Genomic DNA, 14,275 nt, shown 5'->3' on the forward strand with positions numbered 1-14,275 from the left:
GGGGCGCTCTTCCTCCCGCACCTGCGACAATCGACCCCATGACCACGCTCAAGTCGAAGCTGCAGGATGACCTCAACGTTGCGATCAAGGAGCGCGACGAGCTGCGCTCCTCGACGCTCCGGCTGACGCTCGCCGCGATCACCAAGGAGGAGGTCGCGGGCAAGGAGAAGCGCGTGCTCTCCGACGACGAGGTGCAGAAGGTGATCGCCCGGGAGGCGAAGAAGCGGCGTGAGGCGGCCGACGCCTTCGCGCAGGGTGGCCGTGCCGAGCAGGCCGAGCGGGAGAAGGCGGAGGGCGAGGTCCTCGCCACGTACCTGCCGCAGCCGCTGTCGGACGAGCAGCTTCAGGAGATCGTCGCCCAGGCCGTCGAGGAGGCGAAGGCGGCCGGTGCCGAGGGGCCGCGGGCCATGGGCGCGGTCATGAAGATCGTGAACCCGAAGGTGGCCGGGCAGGCCGAGGGCGGCCGCGTCGCCGCCGCGGTGAAGAAGCTGCTGGCCGGCTGAGCCGAGCCGGTGATCGTTTCAGCGGCCTGCTGACTCGGCGCACGGAGGCGCTGCCGTCCGCCTGACCCTGACCTTTCAGCCGGACGGAGACGGCCCCCTCTCACCCACGCGGGTAAGAGGGGGCCGTCCCTCTCGGCGTCACACCGGCGGATCAGCCGAACCGGCCGCCGTTGCCGTTGCCGCCGCCGTTGGTCTGGCCCCGGAAGAAGCCCTCCGGGATGGAGAACGAGGGCGTCGGGAACGGCTCGCCGCCGCCTCCGCCGTTGTTGCCGCCGCCGACCAGGCCGCCGATGAAGCCGTCGTCGTCGCCGTTGCCACCGTCGTCACGGCCGCCGTCGTCGTCCCCGTCACCGCGGTCCCGCGGCTTGCTGTCGGGGATGTGGACGGTGTTGAAGTTCTCGACGGGCTTGCCCTGCAGCGCGCCGGACATCATGTCCCGCCAGATCGGGCCGGGGACCTCGCCACCGAAGACCTTGCCGTACGACCGGCCGCCGATGGTGATGCCGGACATCTTCCGCTTGTGCGCGGGGTCGCCGACCCACACGGCACCGGCCATGTTCGGCGTGTAGCCCACGAACCAGGCCGCGTAGCGCTCGTCCGTCGTACCGGTCTTACCGGCGCTGGGACGGCTGCCGAGACCCGCCTTCGTGCCCGTACCGTCCTCGACGACGCCCTTCAGCAGCGCGTTGATCGTGTCGGCGGTGTTCTCCGACATCGCGCGCGAGCAGGTCGACTTCGGCACCTCCAGCGACGACGTCTTGTCACCGACGCGCCGGCTGACCGACTCGATGGCGACCGGCGTGCAGTGCATGCCGCGCGAGGCGAAGGTCGCGTACGCGTTCGCCATGGTCAGCGGGGACATCTCCTGGGTGCCGAGGGCGATGGAGGGCACCTGGGGCATCTTGTCGCCGTCGGCCCGCACGACGCCCATCTTCTTCGACATCGTCGTCACCGGGCAGATGCCGATGTCGCTGATCATCTGCACGTAGTAGGTGTTGACCGACTTGGCGGTCGCCTCCCGCATGTCGTACGGGCCGACCTCGGAGGAGTTCTCGTTCTCCAGCTTGGCCGGGGTGTTGGGGTCGTTCACCCACCGCTTGCCGTCACAGGCCGAGACCGGGCTCGGGTACGCCATCTGGTACGGCGACGAGTACACCTTGTTCGCCGGCATGCCGTCTTCCAGGGCAGCCGCGGCCACGATCGGCTTGAACGTCGAACCGGGCTGGTAGCCCATGCCGCCGCCCATCGACTGGTCGACGGACAGGTTGATCTGCGTCTCGTTCTTCTTGAAGCCGTACGGACGCGACTGGCCCATGGCGAGGATCTTGCCGGTGCCCGGCTGGACGAGGGAGACGGCCGTGGCCACCTCGTCGCTCTTGTAGACGTGCTCCTTGATGGAGCGCTGCGCCGCGTTCTGGGCCTGGGGGTCCATGGTCGTGCGGATGGTGAGGCCGCCCTGGTTCCAGATCTTCGCGCGCTGCTCCTTGGTCTTGCCGAAGACCGGGTCGGTCAGGAAGACCTCGCGCACGTAGTCGCAGAAGAAGCCCGCGCCCTTGACCGCCGTGATGCAGCCGTTCTTGGGCTTGCTGACCTTCAGGCCGAGCGGTGCCTTCATCGCGTCGGCGGCCTGCGCCCTGGAGATGTCGCCGACGGCCGCCATGCGCTGGAGCACGGTGTTGCGGCGCTTGGTGGCCTCCGTCTCGTCGTTGACCGGGTCGTACCGGCTGGGCGACTGGACGATGCCGGCGAGCAGGGCCGACTGCTCCAGGCTGAGGTCCTTGGCGGACTCGGAGAAGTAGCGCTGGGCCGCGGCCTCGACGCCGTAGGCCTGCTGGCCGAAGAACGTGATGTTCAGGTAGTTCTCGAGGATCTTCTTCTTGCCCAGCTCCTCCTCGACCTGGATCGCGTACTTGAGCTCGCGGATCTTGCGGCCGATGGTCTGCTGGGTGGCCTGCGCGACCTTCGTCGGGTCGTTGCCCGCCTCCTCGACGAAGACGTTCTTGACGTACTGCTGCGTCAGGGTGGAGGCGCCCTCGGAGACCCCGCCGGTCTGCGCGTTCTTGTTGAGGGCGCGCAGGACGCCCTTCAGGTCGACCGCGCCGTGCTGGTAGAAGCGCGAGTCCTCGATCGCGACGATCGCCTTCTGCAGGTACGGCGAGATGTCCTTGAGGGGGACCACCGTGCGGTCGCGCGAGTAGACCGTGGCGATCTGGCCGCCGTCGGCGTCGAGGATCGTGGTGCGCTGACTCAGCGGCGGGGTCTTCATGTTGGCCGGGAGCTCGTCGAAGCTCTCGACCGATCCCTTGGCCGCAAGTCCCAGCGCGCCCACCGCCGGGAGCGCGATGCCGGCCAGCACGGCTCCCGCGAGGACACTGACACCGAGGAACTTGGCGGCCTGCTGCGTGGGAGACAGACCACCGCCCGAGCGCTTGTTTGGCATGAGGGCAGCCTACGTTCTCATTCGCCGGACAGGCGTATAGGCCTTGGCCTAAGCTGCTCTCAACTGTCACAGCAGTGAGGTCACGTATCAATACGTCCGGCGACCCCGAATCGTTCTGGGTGTTCCCCAACTTTTTTGGTGGGGCCGTGTCCGAATCCGCCTTGTGTGTCATACGGCGTCCGTTGTGACGCAGCTGAACTGTCCCGGTTTGCCGGGAAAGTTACGTATGCCGCCAGCTCACTCCCCCGGGTGATCTGCCGCTTACCCATAGTCCGTTCGGGCCATTCAAGATTGGGCCCGAAGGGGGTGTTGCGCTGTGCCCACCTTCCGTAACGTCCTCAACTGGCGGCGGTGAATATGCCGCTGCCGCCGTGGGGGAGCCTCGATTCGGGAGAGGACGGCGCCGGTATGGGCTGGGTAGTCGACTGGAGTGCGCAGGCGGCCTGCCGCACTACCGATCCGGATGAACTGTTCGTTCAAGGAGCAGCGCAGAACAGGGCCAAGGCGGTGTGCACCGGCTGCCCGGTGCGCACGGAGTGCCTGGCCGACGCGCTCGACAACCGCGTCGAGTTCGGTGTGTGGGGAGGCATGACGGAGCGGGAGCGCCGCGCACTGCTGCGCAGGCGTCCCACGGTGACCTCCTGGCGCCGGCTGCTGGAGACGGCGCGCACGGAGTACGAGCGGGGGTGCGGTGTTCTGCCCCTCGACGACGACGAGATCTACGAGAACTACGCGGCGGTGAGCTGAGGAGTCCCTCGCGGGAGCTCCCCAGGCCCAGGTCTGAGGGCTCTTGCCGGGCCCTTCGCCATCACCTGCGAGTCCTTGGCCGTGGCTCAGGCGCCCTGCGCCCTCGCCGGGTTGCCCTCAGGCAGTCGCCTCGGGCGGTTCCGGCTGGTCGGCGGGGTCGGGCAGCTCGCGCTCGTCGGCCGCGAGCCGGTCGCCGATGGTGCGCAGTCCCGCGAGGTCGTGCACGTCGCCGGGCAGTGCGGCCACTTCCGTCACGGCCACCTCGGGATGCAGCGCGGTGAAGCGGTCACGCGTGCGCTGCTCACGGGAGAGCAGCTGCATGCGATCGGCGTGCAACTTCAGCAGGCCTGCCGTGAGCTGGTCGACGGACCGCTCGGGGTCCTCGGCGTGCTCGGTGTTCTCGGCGTTCACGGCGTCTTCGGTGGGGGAGCCACCCTCGGGAGCCGATGCCGGAGACCCAGCTGGTGTTCCGGGCGTGGGAGAGTCTGAACTGTCCTGTGCGTCGGGGGAGTTACGAAGTACTGCTTTCCCGCCCTCCTGATCCACAATGCGGGGCTCTTCAAGATTTTCCGCGGCGGCGAGCGCCCGCTCGGCCGACAGCCGGTCGGCGCCGCTGCCGTGCACCCGGTTGAGCACCAGACCGGCGAGCGGCATGCTCTCCGCTGCCAGGCGTTCCACGAAGTACGCGGCCTCGCGCAGCGCGTCCCGCTCCGGGGCCGCGACCACGAGGAACGCCGTGCCGGGCGCCTGGAGCAGCTTGTACGTCGCGTCCGCGCGGGTGCGGAAGCCGCCGAAGGTCGTGTCCATCGCGGACACGAACGTCTGGACGTCCTTGAGGAGCTGACCGCCGAGCAGCTTGCCGAGGGTGCCGGTCATCATCGACATCCCGACGTTCAGGAACTTCATCCCGGCCCGGCCCCCCAGCTTCGCCGGTGCCGTCAGCAGCCGGATCAGCCGGCCGTCCAGGAACGAGCCGAGCCGCTTGGGCGCGTCCAGGAAATCCAGCGCAGAGCGGGACGGCGGGGTGTCGACGACGATCAGGTCCCACTCGTCCCGGGCGCGCAGCTGCCCGAGCTTCTCCATCGCCATGTACTCCTGCGTGCCCGCGAAGCCCGCCGAGAGCGACTGGTAGAAGGGGTTCCCCAGGATGGCGGCCGCCCGCTCGCCGTCGGCGTGCGCCTCGACGATCTCGTCGAAGGTGCGCTTCATGTCGAGCATCATCGCGTGCAGCTCGCCGCCCGCGGAGTCGTCTATGCCCTTCACCCGGCGCGGGGTGTTGTCCAGGGAGTCGATACCCATGGACTGGGCGAGCCGGCGAGCCGGATCGATGGTCAGGACGACCACCTTGCGGCCGCGCTCGGCGGCGCGCAGGCCCAGGGCCGCCGCGGTCGTCGTCTTGCCGACCCCGCCCGAGCCGCAGCAGACGATGATCCTGGTCTTCGGGTCCTCCAGCAGCGGATCGACGTCGAGCAGACGCGCCGGCGACAGACGGTGGTGGGCCGGGTCCGGACGACTCATGACATCCCCTGCTTCCGACTCATGACGGGCCTTGCGGGTCTCGCGGGCCTTGCCTGTCCGACCTGGCTCATGACACGCCCTGCTCGCGCAGCTCACGGGCCAGCTCGTACAGCCCCGCCAGGTCCATGCCCTCGGCGAACAGCGGCAGTTCGTGCAGCGGCAGGCCCAGTTCGGCCAGGACGGCGCGCTGCTCGTGCTCCAGCGTGTACCGCTCGGCGTACTCCTCGGCCTGCGCGAGCAGCGGGTCCACCAGCCGCTCGGCGTGCCCGCCGCGCCGTGCCCCGCCGAGCCCCGCGGACGACAGGGACCGCGCGACAGTGGAACGCGGGACCGTCCGTACGAGTTCCAGGTCGGTCTCGTCCAACACCTCCGGCCGGACCATGTTCACGATGATCCGCCCCACCGGCAGCCGGGCCGAACGCAGCTCGGCGATGCCGTCCACGGTCTCCTGGACGGGCATCTCCTCCAGCAGCGTCACCAGGTGCACGGCCGTCTCGGGCGACTTCAGCACCCGCATCACGGCCTGCGCCTGATTGTGTATCGGGCCGATCTTGGCGAGGCCCGCGACCTCGTCGTTCACGTTCAGGAAGCGGGTGATCCGCCCGGTCGGCGGGGCGTCCATGACGACGTAGTCGTAGGCGAACCGACCGCTTCGCTCCTTGCGGCGCACGGCCTCGCACGCCTTGCCGGTCAGGAGGACGTCCCTGAGGCCGGGCGCGATGGTGGTGGCGAAGTCGATCGCGCCGAGCTTCTTCAGGGCCCGGCCTGCGCTGCCCAGCTTGTAGAACATCTGGAGGTAGTCCAGAAGGGCCAGTTCGGGGTCGATGGCGAGTGCGTACACCTCCCCGCCCCCGGGTGCTACCGCGATTTTCCGTTCCTCATAAGGCAGCGCTTCCGTTTCGAAGAGCTGCGCGATGCCCTGACGGCCCTCGACCTCGACGAGAAGCGTCCGCTTCCCCTCCGTGGCCAGGGCCAGCGCTAGGGCCGCGGCCACCGTGGTCTTGCCGGTACCGCCCTTGCCGCTGACGACCTGGAGCCTGCTCACGTATTCGAGCCTAACCAGTTCGTGCCCGGGCTACGCGGGAGGCTGTGGACAACGTGGGCCGCGCCCTGTGGACGACCGGGGTGCGACCGGCCGCGTGACCCCCCTCCGCCAGCGGCTAGAGTCGGCCGCATGACCAAGTGGGAATACGCAACCGTGCCGCTGCTCGTCCACGCCACGAAGCAGATTCTGGACACCTGGGGCGAGGACGGCTGGGAGCTCGTCCAGGTCGTGCCCGGGCCGAACAACCCCGAGCAGCTCGTCGCCTACCTGAAGCGGGAGAAGCAGTAGTGGGCGCCGTCGAGGCGAAGCTGGCCGAGCTGGGCCTGAGCCTGCCCGACGTGGTGCCGCCGCTCGCCGCGTACCAGCCGGCCGTGCAGTCCGGCCCGTACGTCTACACCGCCGGGCAGCTCCCGATGGTGGACGGCAAGCTTCCGGTCACCGGCAAGGTCGGCGCCGAGGTCACCCCGGAGGAGGCCAAGGAGCTGGCCCGCACGTGTGCGCTGAACGCCCTGGCCGCCGTGAAATCCGTCGCCGGTGACCTGGACCGCATCGCGCGCGTGGTGAAGGTCGTCGGCTTCGTGGCCTCGGCCTCCGACTTCACGGGTCAGCCCGCGGTGCTGAACGGCGCGAGCGAGCTGCTCGGCGAGGTCCTCGGCGACAAGGGCGTGCACGCGCGCAGCGCGGTGGGCGTGGCGGTGCTGCCGCTGGACGCACCGGTCGAGGTCGAGATCCAGGTGGAGCTCGCCTAGCACCCTCTTCGGTGGCCCCAGCTGCGGAATCCGTCCCCGGGGCCACTCGAACATCCGCCCGTCACGGGATAGCCTCGCGCCCATGGCGAACGGTCAGTGGTACCCCCCGGAGTGGCCGGACCGCATCCGCGCACTCGCGGCCGGCACCCTCACCCCGGTGACCCCGAAGCGCGCGGCCACCGTCATGCTCCTGAAGGACACCGGCAGCGGCACGGCCGTCCACATGCTGCGCAGACGCGCCTCCATGGCCTTCGCCGGAGGCGCGTACGCGTACCCGGGCGGCGGTGTCGATCCGCGCGACGACGACCACCACGTCCGCTGGGCCGGCCCCACGCGCGCGTGGTGGGCGGACCGGCTCGGCACCGACGAGACGGCGGCCCAGGCGATCGTGTGCGCGGCCGTGCGCGAGACGTACGAGGAGGCGGGCGTGCTGCTCGCCGGGCCGGCCGCCGACTCGGTCGTCGGTGACACCACGGGCGCCGACTGGGAGGCCGACCGGGCCGCCCTGGTCGCCCGGGACCTGTCCTTCGCGGAGTTCCTGGACCGCCGCGGCCTGGTCCTGCGCTCCGACCTGCTCGGTGCCTGGACCCGCTGGATCACCCCGGAGTTCGAGTCCCGCCGCTACGACACCTGGTTCTTCGTGGCCGCGCTCCCCGAGGGGCAGCGCACCCGCAACGCCTCCACGGAGGCCGACCGCACGGTGTGGATCGCCCCGAGCGAGGCGGCGGCCGGGTACGACAAGGGCGAGCTGCTCATGATGCCGCCGACGATCGCGACCCTGCGCCAGCTGACGGCGTACGACACGGCCGCCGGGGCACTCGAAGCGGCCCCGGGGCGTGACCTCACGCCCGTCCTGGCCTCCGCCCGCCTGGTGGACGGGGAGATCGTGCTCTCCTGGCCGGGCCACGACGAGTTCACCAAGCACATCGCGACCGGTGGAGCCACCGCATGACGGACGCAGCCGCCCTTCCCGGCCAGCCGCGCGGCGGGGTCCTCTCGGGGCCCGCCACCGCGCGGGCCGTGAACGTCCTGGCCCCCAACGCCTCGGCGATGACCCTCGACGGCACGAACACCTGGATCGTCTCCGAGCCCGGCTCGGACCTGGCCGTGGTGATCGACCCGGGTCCGCTGGACGACGGGCATCTGTGCCGGGTCGTCGCCACGGCCGAGCAGGCGGGCAAGCGCGTCGCCCTGACCCTGCTGACCCACGGCCACCCCGACCACGCGGAGGGCGCCGCCCGGTTCGCCGAACTGACCGGCACGCGCGTGCGTGCCCTCGACCCGGCCCTGCGGCTGGGCGAGGAGGGCCTGGCCGCCGGAGACGTCATCACCACCGGCGGACTGGAACTGCGCGTCGTAGCGACCCCGGGCCACACCTCCGACTCCCTGTGCTTCCACCTCCCGGCCGACCGGGCGGTCCTCACCGGCGACACGGTCCTCGGCCGCGGCACGACGGTCGTGGCCCACCCCGACGGGCGTCTCGGTGACTACCTGGACTCCCTGCGCCGCCTGCGCTCCCTCACGGTCGACGACGGCGTCCACACGGTCCTGCCGGGTCACGGACCCGTACTCGACGACGCCCAGGGCGCCGTCGAGTACTACCTCGCCCACCGCGCCACCCGCCTCGCCCAGGTGGAGACGGCGGTCGAGGACGGCTACCGCACCCCTGCCGCCGTCGTGGCGCACGTCTACGCGGACGTGGACCGCTCCCTGTGGCCGGCCGCGGAACTGTCGGTGCGGGCGCAGATGGACTATCTGGAGGAGCACGGGCTCATCTAGGGCCCTCGGGGACGCGGTCGCAGCCCTCAGGGGCGCGGCGCTTTGACGCCGTGCACGCGCGCGTACTCCCCGGCGAGCCAGGGTCCGAGATCGCCGACGTACGCCGCGAGCACGGCGGCGTCCCCGGCCGGCTCCCGGCCCAGGGCGGCCGCTGCCCGCATCTGCTCACCCCGCTCGGGGTAGAACCCGGCGAAGGCCTCGGCCATCTCGTGCAGGTCGCTGGTCCAGCCGTGCCAGCGGGGCATGACCAGCGTGAAGCCCGTACGGACCAGGTGCCGGGACATGAAGCGGACCAGGGGCCGGCGGGCCTCCTCCGTGTCGTCCGCCCCGGCGATCCGCCGGCGCCAGCTCGGCAGGAGGAGGGCCAGATCGCCGTTGGTCTCGCGGGCCAGCAGCGAGTCGGGGCGGTAGCGCGGCAGGTGAGCGGCCAGGTCCTCGCCCAGCAGCGGTGTGCACAGGCAGGCGACGAACCACCCCAGGTCGTACCGCTCCAGGTCGCTCAGCAGCCGCGCCCGGCCGAACAGCAGGGTGCCGTGCCCGTCGATCTGCCCGAACTCCTCGTCCAGGGCCGCGCCGAGCGCCCGGGCGTCGTCCCGGTCCGCCCCGGTCGGCTCCTGGTGCAGGGCGAGCAGCAGGTCGAGGTCGCTGCGGCCCACGCGCGCGGTGCCGCGCGGTATCGACCCGTAGAGGTAGGCGCTGTGCAGCCGGTGCCCGAACACGTCGGTCAGCCGGTCGCGCGTCGCGGTGACCACCGGCCGGAAGGCCGGGGGCACGCGCGCGAGGGAGCCCTCCCGGGTGAGGAAGCCCCGCGCGTCGAGTCCGGGGCGGCGGACGGCGTTGCCGGTCATGCGCTCACCGTGCCGCGGGCGGGGCCGCCGTGGGGCGTGTTTTCCGCGTTCTTGACGACGTCGGGCCCCGTCTCATGAGGAGACGGGGCCCGATGACGTACGGCCGGATGTGCGGTCAGGCGTGCGGTCAGCGTGAGCGCTTGGCGAGGCGTTCCACGTCCAGGAGGATCACCGCGCGGGCCTCCAGGCGCAACCAGCCGCGCTGGGCGAAGTCCGCGAGGGCCTTGTTGACCGTCTCGCGGGACGCGCCGACCAGCTGGGCCAGCTCCTCCTGCGTGAGGTCGTGCACGACGTGGATGCCCTCCTCGGACTGCACGCCGAACCGGCGCGACAGGTCGAGCAGGGCGCGGGCGACGCGGCCCGGGACGTCCGAGAAGACGAGGTCGGACATCGCGTCGTTGGTCTTGCGCAGCCGGCGCGCGACGGCGCGCAGGAGCGCCGTGGCCACCTCCGGGCGGGCGTTCAGCCAGGGCTGGAGGTCGCCGTGGCCGAGGCCGAGCAGCTTGACCTCGGTCAGTGCCGTGGCGGTCGCGGTGCGCGGGCCCGGGTCGAACAGCGACAGCTCGCCGATGAGCTCGCTGGGGCCGACCACGGCCAGCATGTTCTCGCGGCCGTCGGGGGACGTGCGGTGGAGCTTCACCTTGCCCTCGGTGACCACGTACAGGCGGTCTCCGGGGTCGCCCTCATGGAACAGCGAGTCACCGCGGGCGAGGGTCACCTCACTCATGGAGGCGCGGAGCTCCGCGGCCTGCTCGTCATCGAGCGCCGCGAAGAGCGGATTGCGCCGCAGAACGTCGTCCACGAGTTCTCTCCTTGTCGACCTGCTCAGGGGATCTTGCTCCCCCGTGTACCGAGGGACCGTGGTGCCCATTTTGTCGGGCAGTCCAAACAGTGTGATCTGTCACAAGGATGCCGCACACGTGTCCCGGGGTACGCGGCAGGGGTCCAATTGGGCGCCGATCTTCAGGGGCCGGGGCGGATGTCGGTGCCGGGCCTTAGGCTGGCCGGGTGTCCAAATCGCCGGTGAGAGCACAGGCCGAGGGGGCTGCGCGGGTGGTTGTACGTCGCGATTCCGCTGTGGGCGAACAGAGCCCCGATGGCGGTAGGAAAACGGCGAAACAGAACAAGACGGAGCCGGTGAAGAAGGCCGCGTCCGCGAAGGGGGCCGCGTCCGCGAAGAAGGCTGCTTCCAAGGCGGGTGCTTCGAAGGCGAGTGGCTCGAAGGCGAGTGGCTCGAAGTCGACCGCCTCGAAGGCATCCTCTTCGAAGACGTCCGCTGCCAAGAAGGCCGCGAAGGGCGCTGCCGTGAAGAAGGCGCCCGCGCCCAAGAAGGTCGCGGTCGCGCCCAAGAAGGCCACCGCCCGCCTCAAGGGCACCGCCCCCGCCAAGGCCGTCGTCCACCCGCCGGGCGACGAGTCGCCCACCGCTCTGGTCCGCCGGGCCCGCCGTATCAACCGCGAGCTCGCCGAGGTCTTTCCGTACGCGCACCCCGAGCTGGACTTCGAGAACCCGTTCCAACTCGTCGTCGCCACGGTCCTGTCCGCCCAGACGACCGACCTGCGCGTCAACCAGACGACACCGTCCCTCTTCGCGAAGTACCCGACCCCGGAGGACCTGGCCGCCGCCAACCCCGAGGAGGTGGAGGAGATCCTCCGCCCGTGCGGCTTCTTCCGGGCCAAGACGAAGTCGGTCATAGGGCTGTCGAAGGCCCTGGTCGAGGACTTCGGGGGTGAGGTGCCCGGCCGGCTGGAGGACCTGGTCAAGCTGCCCGGCGTCGGCCGCAAGACCGCGTTCGTCGTGCTGGGCAACGCCTTCGGCCGCCCCGGCATCACCGTGGACACGCACTTCCAGCGCCTGGTGCGCCGTTGGCGGTGGACCGGTGAGAGCGACCCGGACAAGATCGAGGCCGCCATCGGCGCGCTCTTCCCGAAGAGCGACTGGACGGACCTCTCGCACCACGTGATCTGGCACGGCCGCCGCATCTGCCACGCCCGCAAGCCCGCGTGCGGCGCCTGCCCGATCGCCCCGCTCTGCCCGGCGTACGGCGAGGGCGAGACGGACCCGGAGAAGGCGAAGAAGCTCCTCAAGTACGAGAAGGGCGGCTTCCCCGGCCAGCGTCTGAAGCCGCCGCAGGCCTACCTGGACGCGGGCGGCACACCGGCGCCGCCGCTGGGGGCCGGATGAGCCGCCGGGAACATGCGGTCCGTCGGCCGAGCGGCCCGGCGCGCCCCCCTGAGAGCCTGACGCGCCGCCCGTTCAGGGGATCCCGGGCGCTCGCGGAACGATCTCGGGGCCGTCGCGCGTTGGATGCGGCAGGACGACGGGGGTGGCGATGACGCGCGCGAGCGACACACAGGACGGCCCGGTGGTGCTGAGCAAGGACGGGCTGCCCGGCTGGCTGGACCCTGTGGTGCACGCCGTGGAGACCGTTCGGCCGACACAGCTGAGCCGCTTCCTGCCGCCGGAGGACGGCGCCGGGCGGCAGTCCGCCGTGCTGGTCCTGTTCGGCGAGGGCAGGCACGGGCCGGAGCTGCTGCTCATGGAGCGTGCGAGCTCCCTGCGCTCGCACGCCGGCCAGCCCTCCTTCCCGGGCGGCGCCCTCGACCCGGAGGACGGCGACCCGGCCGGTGACGGCCCGCTGCGGGCCGCCCTGCGCGAGGCGGAGGAGGAGACCGGCCTCGATCCCTCCGGCGTCCAGCTCTTCGGCGTCCTGCCCCGGCTCTACATCCCGGTCAGCGGTTTCGTCGTCACTCCGGTTCTGGGCTGGTGGCGGGAGCCGAGCCCGGTCGGGGTGGTCGATCCGAACGAGACCGCCAGGGTCTTCACCGTCCCCGTGGCGGATCTCACGGATCCGGCGAACCGGGCGACCACCGTCCACCCCAGCGGCCACCGAGGTCCGGCATTTCTGGTCGAATCGGCCCTTGTCTGGGGTTTCACGGCCGGAATCATCGACCGGCTGCTGCACTTCGCAGGCTGGGAGCGGCCCTGGGACCGCGAGAAGCAGGTCCCGCTCGACTGGCGCGCATGACAGGGTGGCCTCCGTGAACGTGCTGGACATCTTGTTGCTGGTCGCCGCCGTGTGGTTCGCGGTCGTGGGGTACCGCCAGGGGTTCGTCGTCGGCATCCTGTCGGTGATCGGCTTCCTGGGCGGCGGCCTCGTCGCGGTGTACGTGCTGCCCGTCATCTGGGACGCGCTGACGGACAACGCGGAGGTGAGCACGACCGCCGCCGTCGTCGCGGTCGTCGTCGTCATCGTCTGCGCCTCCGTCGGCCAGGCCCTCACCACCCACCTCGGCAACAAGCTGCGCCGGCACATCACCTGGTCCCCGGCCCGGGCTCTCGACGCCACCGGCGGCGCCCTCGTCAACGTCGTGGCGATGCTCCTGGTCGCCTGGCTGATCGGCTCGGCCCTCGCGGGCACGACGCTGCCCACGCTCGGCAAGGAGGTCCGCAACTCCAAGGTGCTGCTGGGCGTCTCGCAGGCCCTGCCGGACCAAGCGGCCACCTGGTTCGCGGACTTCTCCTCCGTCCTCGCGCAGAACGGCTTCCCGCAGGTGTTCAGCCCGTTCTCGAACGAGCCGATCACCGACGTCCGGCCCCCGGACCCGGCGCTGGCCGACAGCCCGGTGGCGGCCCGCGCCCAGCGTTCCATCGTCAAGGTCATGGGCACGGCCCCGAGCTGCGGCAAGGTCCTGGAGGGCACCGGCTTCGTCTTCTCCGACCGCCGCGTCATGACCAACGCGCACGTGGTGGGCGGAGTCGACGAGCCGACCGTTCAGATAGGCGGCGAGGGCAGGAAGTACGACGCCAAGGTCGTGCTCTACGACTGGCGGCGCGACATCGCCGTCCTCGACGTGCCGAATCTCAAGGCACCCGTGCTGCGGTTCACCGGCAAGGACGCGAGCAGCGGCGACAGCGCGATCGTCGCGGGCTTCCCGGAGAACGGGGCGTACGACGTGCGGGCCGCACGCGTACGGGGCCGCATCTCGGCCAACGGCCCGGACATCTACCACCGCGGCACGGTCCGCCGCGACGTCTACTCCCTCTTCGCGACCGTCCGCCAGGGCAACTCCGGCGGCCCGCTGCTCACCCCCGACGGCAAGGTCTACGGCGTGGTGTTCGCCAAGTCCCTCGACGACGCCAAGACCGGGTACGCGCTGACCGTGGACGAGATCCAGGAGGACATCACCAAGGGGCGCACCGCCAACCAGCAGGTGGGAAGCGACAGCTGCGCGCTCTAGGCGCGGTGCCGAGGCAACAGGTGTCGGGGCGGCAGGTGTCGGGGCGTCACTCGCGGGGGTGACGCCTCAGTCGCGTGTGTGGCGCAGACGTACGGAGACCCAGCGGGCCCGGCGGCGGAGGATGCGCGGGATCCCCACCCTGGGATCCGCGGTCACCATCTGCGGTGCGCCGCTTCGCTGGTGGGGGTTCGTACCGCTCGCCGAGCGGCGATTGCGGGTTGCGTCACTGTAGTCGTGCGTCCAGCCCATACCCCGACGTGTGCCCCCGCTCCATGGTCGATAACCGCGCCCGGAGGGTCCAATTGGCCTATGCGCCGGGCAATTGGCCGTTCGTCGGACAAGCGTTCACGTGCTGGTGCTGGTGCTGGTGCTGGTGCTGGTGCTGGTGCCGGTCGTGCCCGGGCC

15 protein-coding genes are annotated in these 14,275 nt (G+C 71.0%); 9 read left to right on the top strand and 6 right to left on the bottom strand.

Features of this window, described 5'->3' with window-relative positions; all coding sequences use genetic code 11:
- Nucleotides 1–38 precede the first annotated feature (38 nt).
- A complete protein-coding gene (locus tag RFN52_RS22095) occupies nucleotides 39–503 on the top strand; it encodes a GatB/YqeY domain-containing protein (RefSeq protein WP_184848311.1) in 465 nt (154 codons plus the stop codon).
- Nucleotides 504–654: 151 nt separating this feature from the next.
- Here RFN52_RS22095 and RFN52_RS22100 read toward each other — a convergent pair whose 3' ends face one another.
- Complete coding sequence (locus RFN52_RS22100; protein ID WP_184848313.1) at nucleotides 655–2,943, bottom strand: transglycosylase domain-containing protein; 2,289 nt, start codon at nucleotides 2,941–2,943, stop codon at nucleotides 655–657.
- Between the two features lie 408 nt (nucleotides 2,944–3,351).
- Here RFN52_RS22100 and wblA point away from each other — a divergent pair, with 408 nt between their 5' ends.
- Nucleotides 3,352–3,690 (top strand): transcriptional regulator WblA, encoded by a 339-nt coding sequence (gene wblA, locus RFN52_RS22105; protein ID WP_030846174.1) that lies wholly within the window; start codon nucleotides 3,352–3,354, stop codon nucleotides 3,688–3,690.
- Between the two features lie 117 nt (nucleotides 3,691–3,807).
- Here wblA and bagB read toward each other — a convergent pair whose 3' ends face one another.
- A complete protein-coding gene (gene bagB, locus RFN52_RS22110; protein WP_184848315.1) occupies nucleotides 3,808–5,208 on the bottom strand; it encodes an ATPase BagB in 1,401 nt (466 codons plus the stop codon).
- A 67-nt stretch (nucleotides 5,209–5,275) separates the two neighbouring features.
- Nucleotides 5,276–6,253: an ATPase BagA gene (gene bagA / locus RFN52_RS22115; RefSeq protein ID WP_184848317.1), complete on the bottom strand. Its 978-nt coding sequence runs from the start codon at nucleotides 6,251–6,253 to the stop codon at nucleotides 5,276–5,278.
- Nucleotides 6,254–6,382: 129 nt separating this feature from the next.
- On the opposite strand from bagA, the gene sp36 reads away from it, so the two are divergent.
- The 4 genes from sp36 (at nucleotide 6,383) to RFN52_RS22135 (ending at nucleotide 8,781) form a co-directional block, all read left to right on the top strand.
- The gene (gene sp36, locus RFN52_RS22120; RefSeq protein ID WP_003991873.1) at nucleotides 6,383–6,541 is read left to right on the top strand and encodes a Sp36 family protein; all 159 of its coding nucleotides are present in this window, start codon (nucleotides 6,383–6,385) and stop codon (nucleotides 6,539–6,541) included.
- Nucleotides 6,541–7,002: a RidA family protein gene (locus RFN52_RS22125; RefSeq protein WP_031115991.1), complete on the top strand. Its 462-nt coding sequence runs from the start codon at nucleotides 6,541–6,543 to the stop codon at nucleotides 7,000–7,002. The genes sp36 and RFN52_RS22125 overlap by 1 nt, the downstream gene beginning before the upstream one ends.
- Before the next feature lie 82 nt (nucleotides 7,003–7,084).
- Complete coding sequence (locus RFN52_RS22130) at nucleotides 7,085–7,954, top strand: NUDIX hydrolase (RefSeq protein WP_184848319.1); 870 nt, start codon at nucleotides 7,085–7,087, stop codon at nucleotides 7,952–7,954.
- Nucleotides 7,951–8,781 carry an MBL fold metallo-hydrolase gene (locus RFN52_RS22135; RefSeq protein ID WP_184848321.1) on the top strand — a complete coding sequence of 277 codons (831 nt, stop codon included), beginning with the start codon at nucleotides 7,951–7,953 and terminating at the stop codon, nucleotides 8,779–8,781. Before RFN52_RS22130 ends, RFN52_RS22135 begins: the two co-directional genes overlap by 4 nt.
- Before the next feature lie 26 nt (nucleotides 8,782–8,807).
- Here RFN52_RS22135 and RFN52_RS22140 read toward each other — a convergent pair whose 3' ends face one another.
- On the bottom strand, nucleotides 8,808–9,629 hold the full coding sequence (locus RFN52_RS22140; protein ID WP_184848323.1) for a nucleotidyltransferase domain-containing protein: 822 nt from the start codon (nucleotides 9,627–9,629) through the stop codon (nucleotides 8,808–8,810).
- 127 nt (nucleotides 9,630–9,756) lie between these two features.
- Nucleotides 9,757–10,431: a Crp/Fnr family transcriptional regulator gene (locus RFN52_RS22145; protein WP_020129286.1), complete on the bottom strand. Its 675-nt coding sequence runs from the start codon at nucleotides 10,429–10,431 to the stop codon at nucleotides 9,757–9,759.
- Nucleotides 10,432–10,766: 335 nt separating this feature from the next.
- On the opposite strand from RFN52_RS22145, the gene nth reads away from it, so the two are divergent.
- The 3 genes from nth (at nucleotide 10,767) to RFN52_RS22160 (ending at nucleotide 13,870) form a co-directional block, all read left to right on the top strand.
- A complete protein-coding gene (nth, locus tag RFN52_RS22150) occupies nucleotides 10,767–11,813 on the top strand; it encodes an endonuclease III (protein ID WP_184848325.1) in 1,047 nt (348 codons plus the stop codon).
- A gap of 148 nt (nucleotides 11,814–11,961) precedes the next feature.
- The gene (locus RFN52_RS22155) at nucleotides 11,962–12,657 is read left to right on the top strand and encodes an NUDIX hydrolase (RefSeq protein ID WP_184853988.1); all 696 of its coding nucleotides are present in this window, start codon (nucleotides 11,962–11,964) and stop codon (nucleotides 12,655–12,657) included.
- A 13-nt stretch (nucleotides 12,658–12,670) separates the two neighbouring features.
- On the top strand, nucleotides 12,671–13,870 hold the full coding sequence (locus RFN52_RS22160) for a MarP family serine protease (RefSeq protein WP_184848327.1): 1,200 nt from the start codon (nucleotides 12,671–12,673) through the stop codon (nucleotides 13,868–13,870).
- Nucleotides 13,871–13,936: 66 nt separating this feature from the next.
- Here RFN52_RS22160 and RFN52_RS22165 read toward each other — a convergent pair whose 3' ends face one another.
- Nucleotides 13,937–14,119, bottom strand: a complete 183-nt coding sequence (locus tag RFN52_RS22165) for a hypothetical protein (protein ID WP_079129072.1) — start codon at nucleotides 14,117–14,119, stop codon at nucleotides 13,937–13,939.
- Nucleotides 14,120–14,275 lie beyond the last annotated feature (156 nt).

The sequence above is a fragment of the Streptomyces collinus genome (genome assembly GCF_031348265.1).
GTDB classification, from domain to species: Bacteria; Actinomycetota; Actinomycetes; order Streptomycetales; family Streptomycetaceae; genus Streptomyces; species Streptomyces collinus.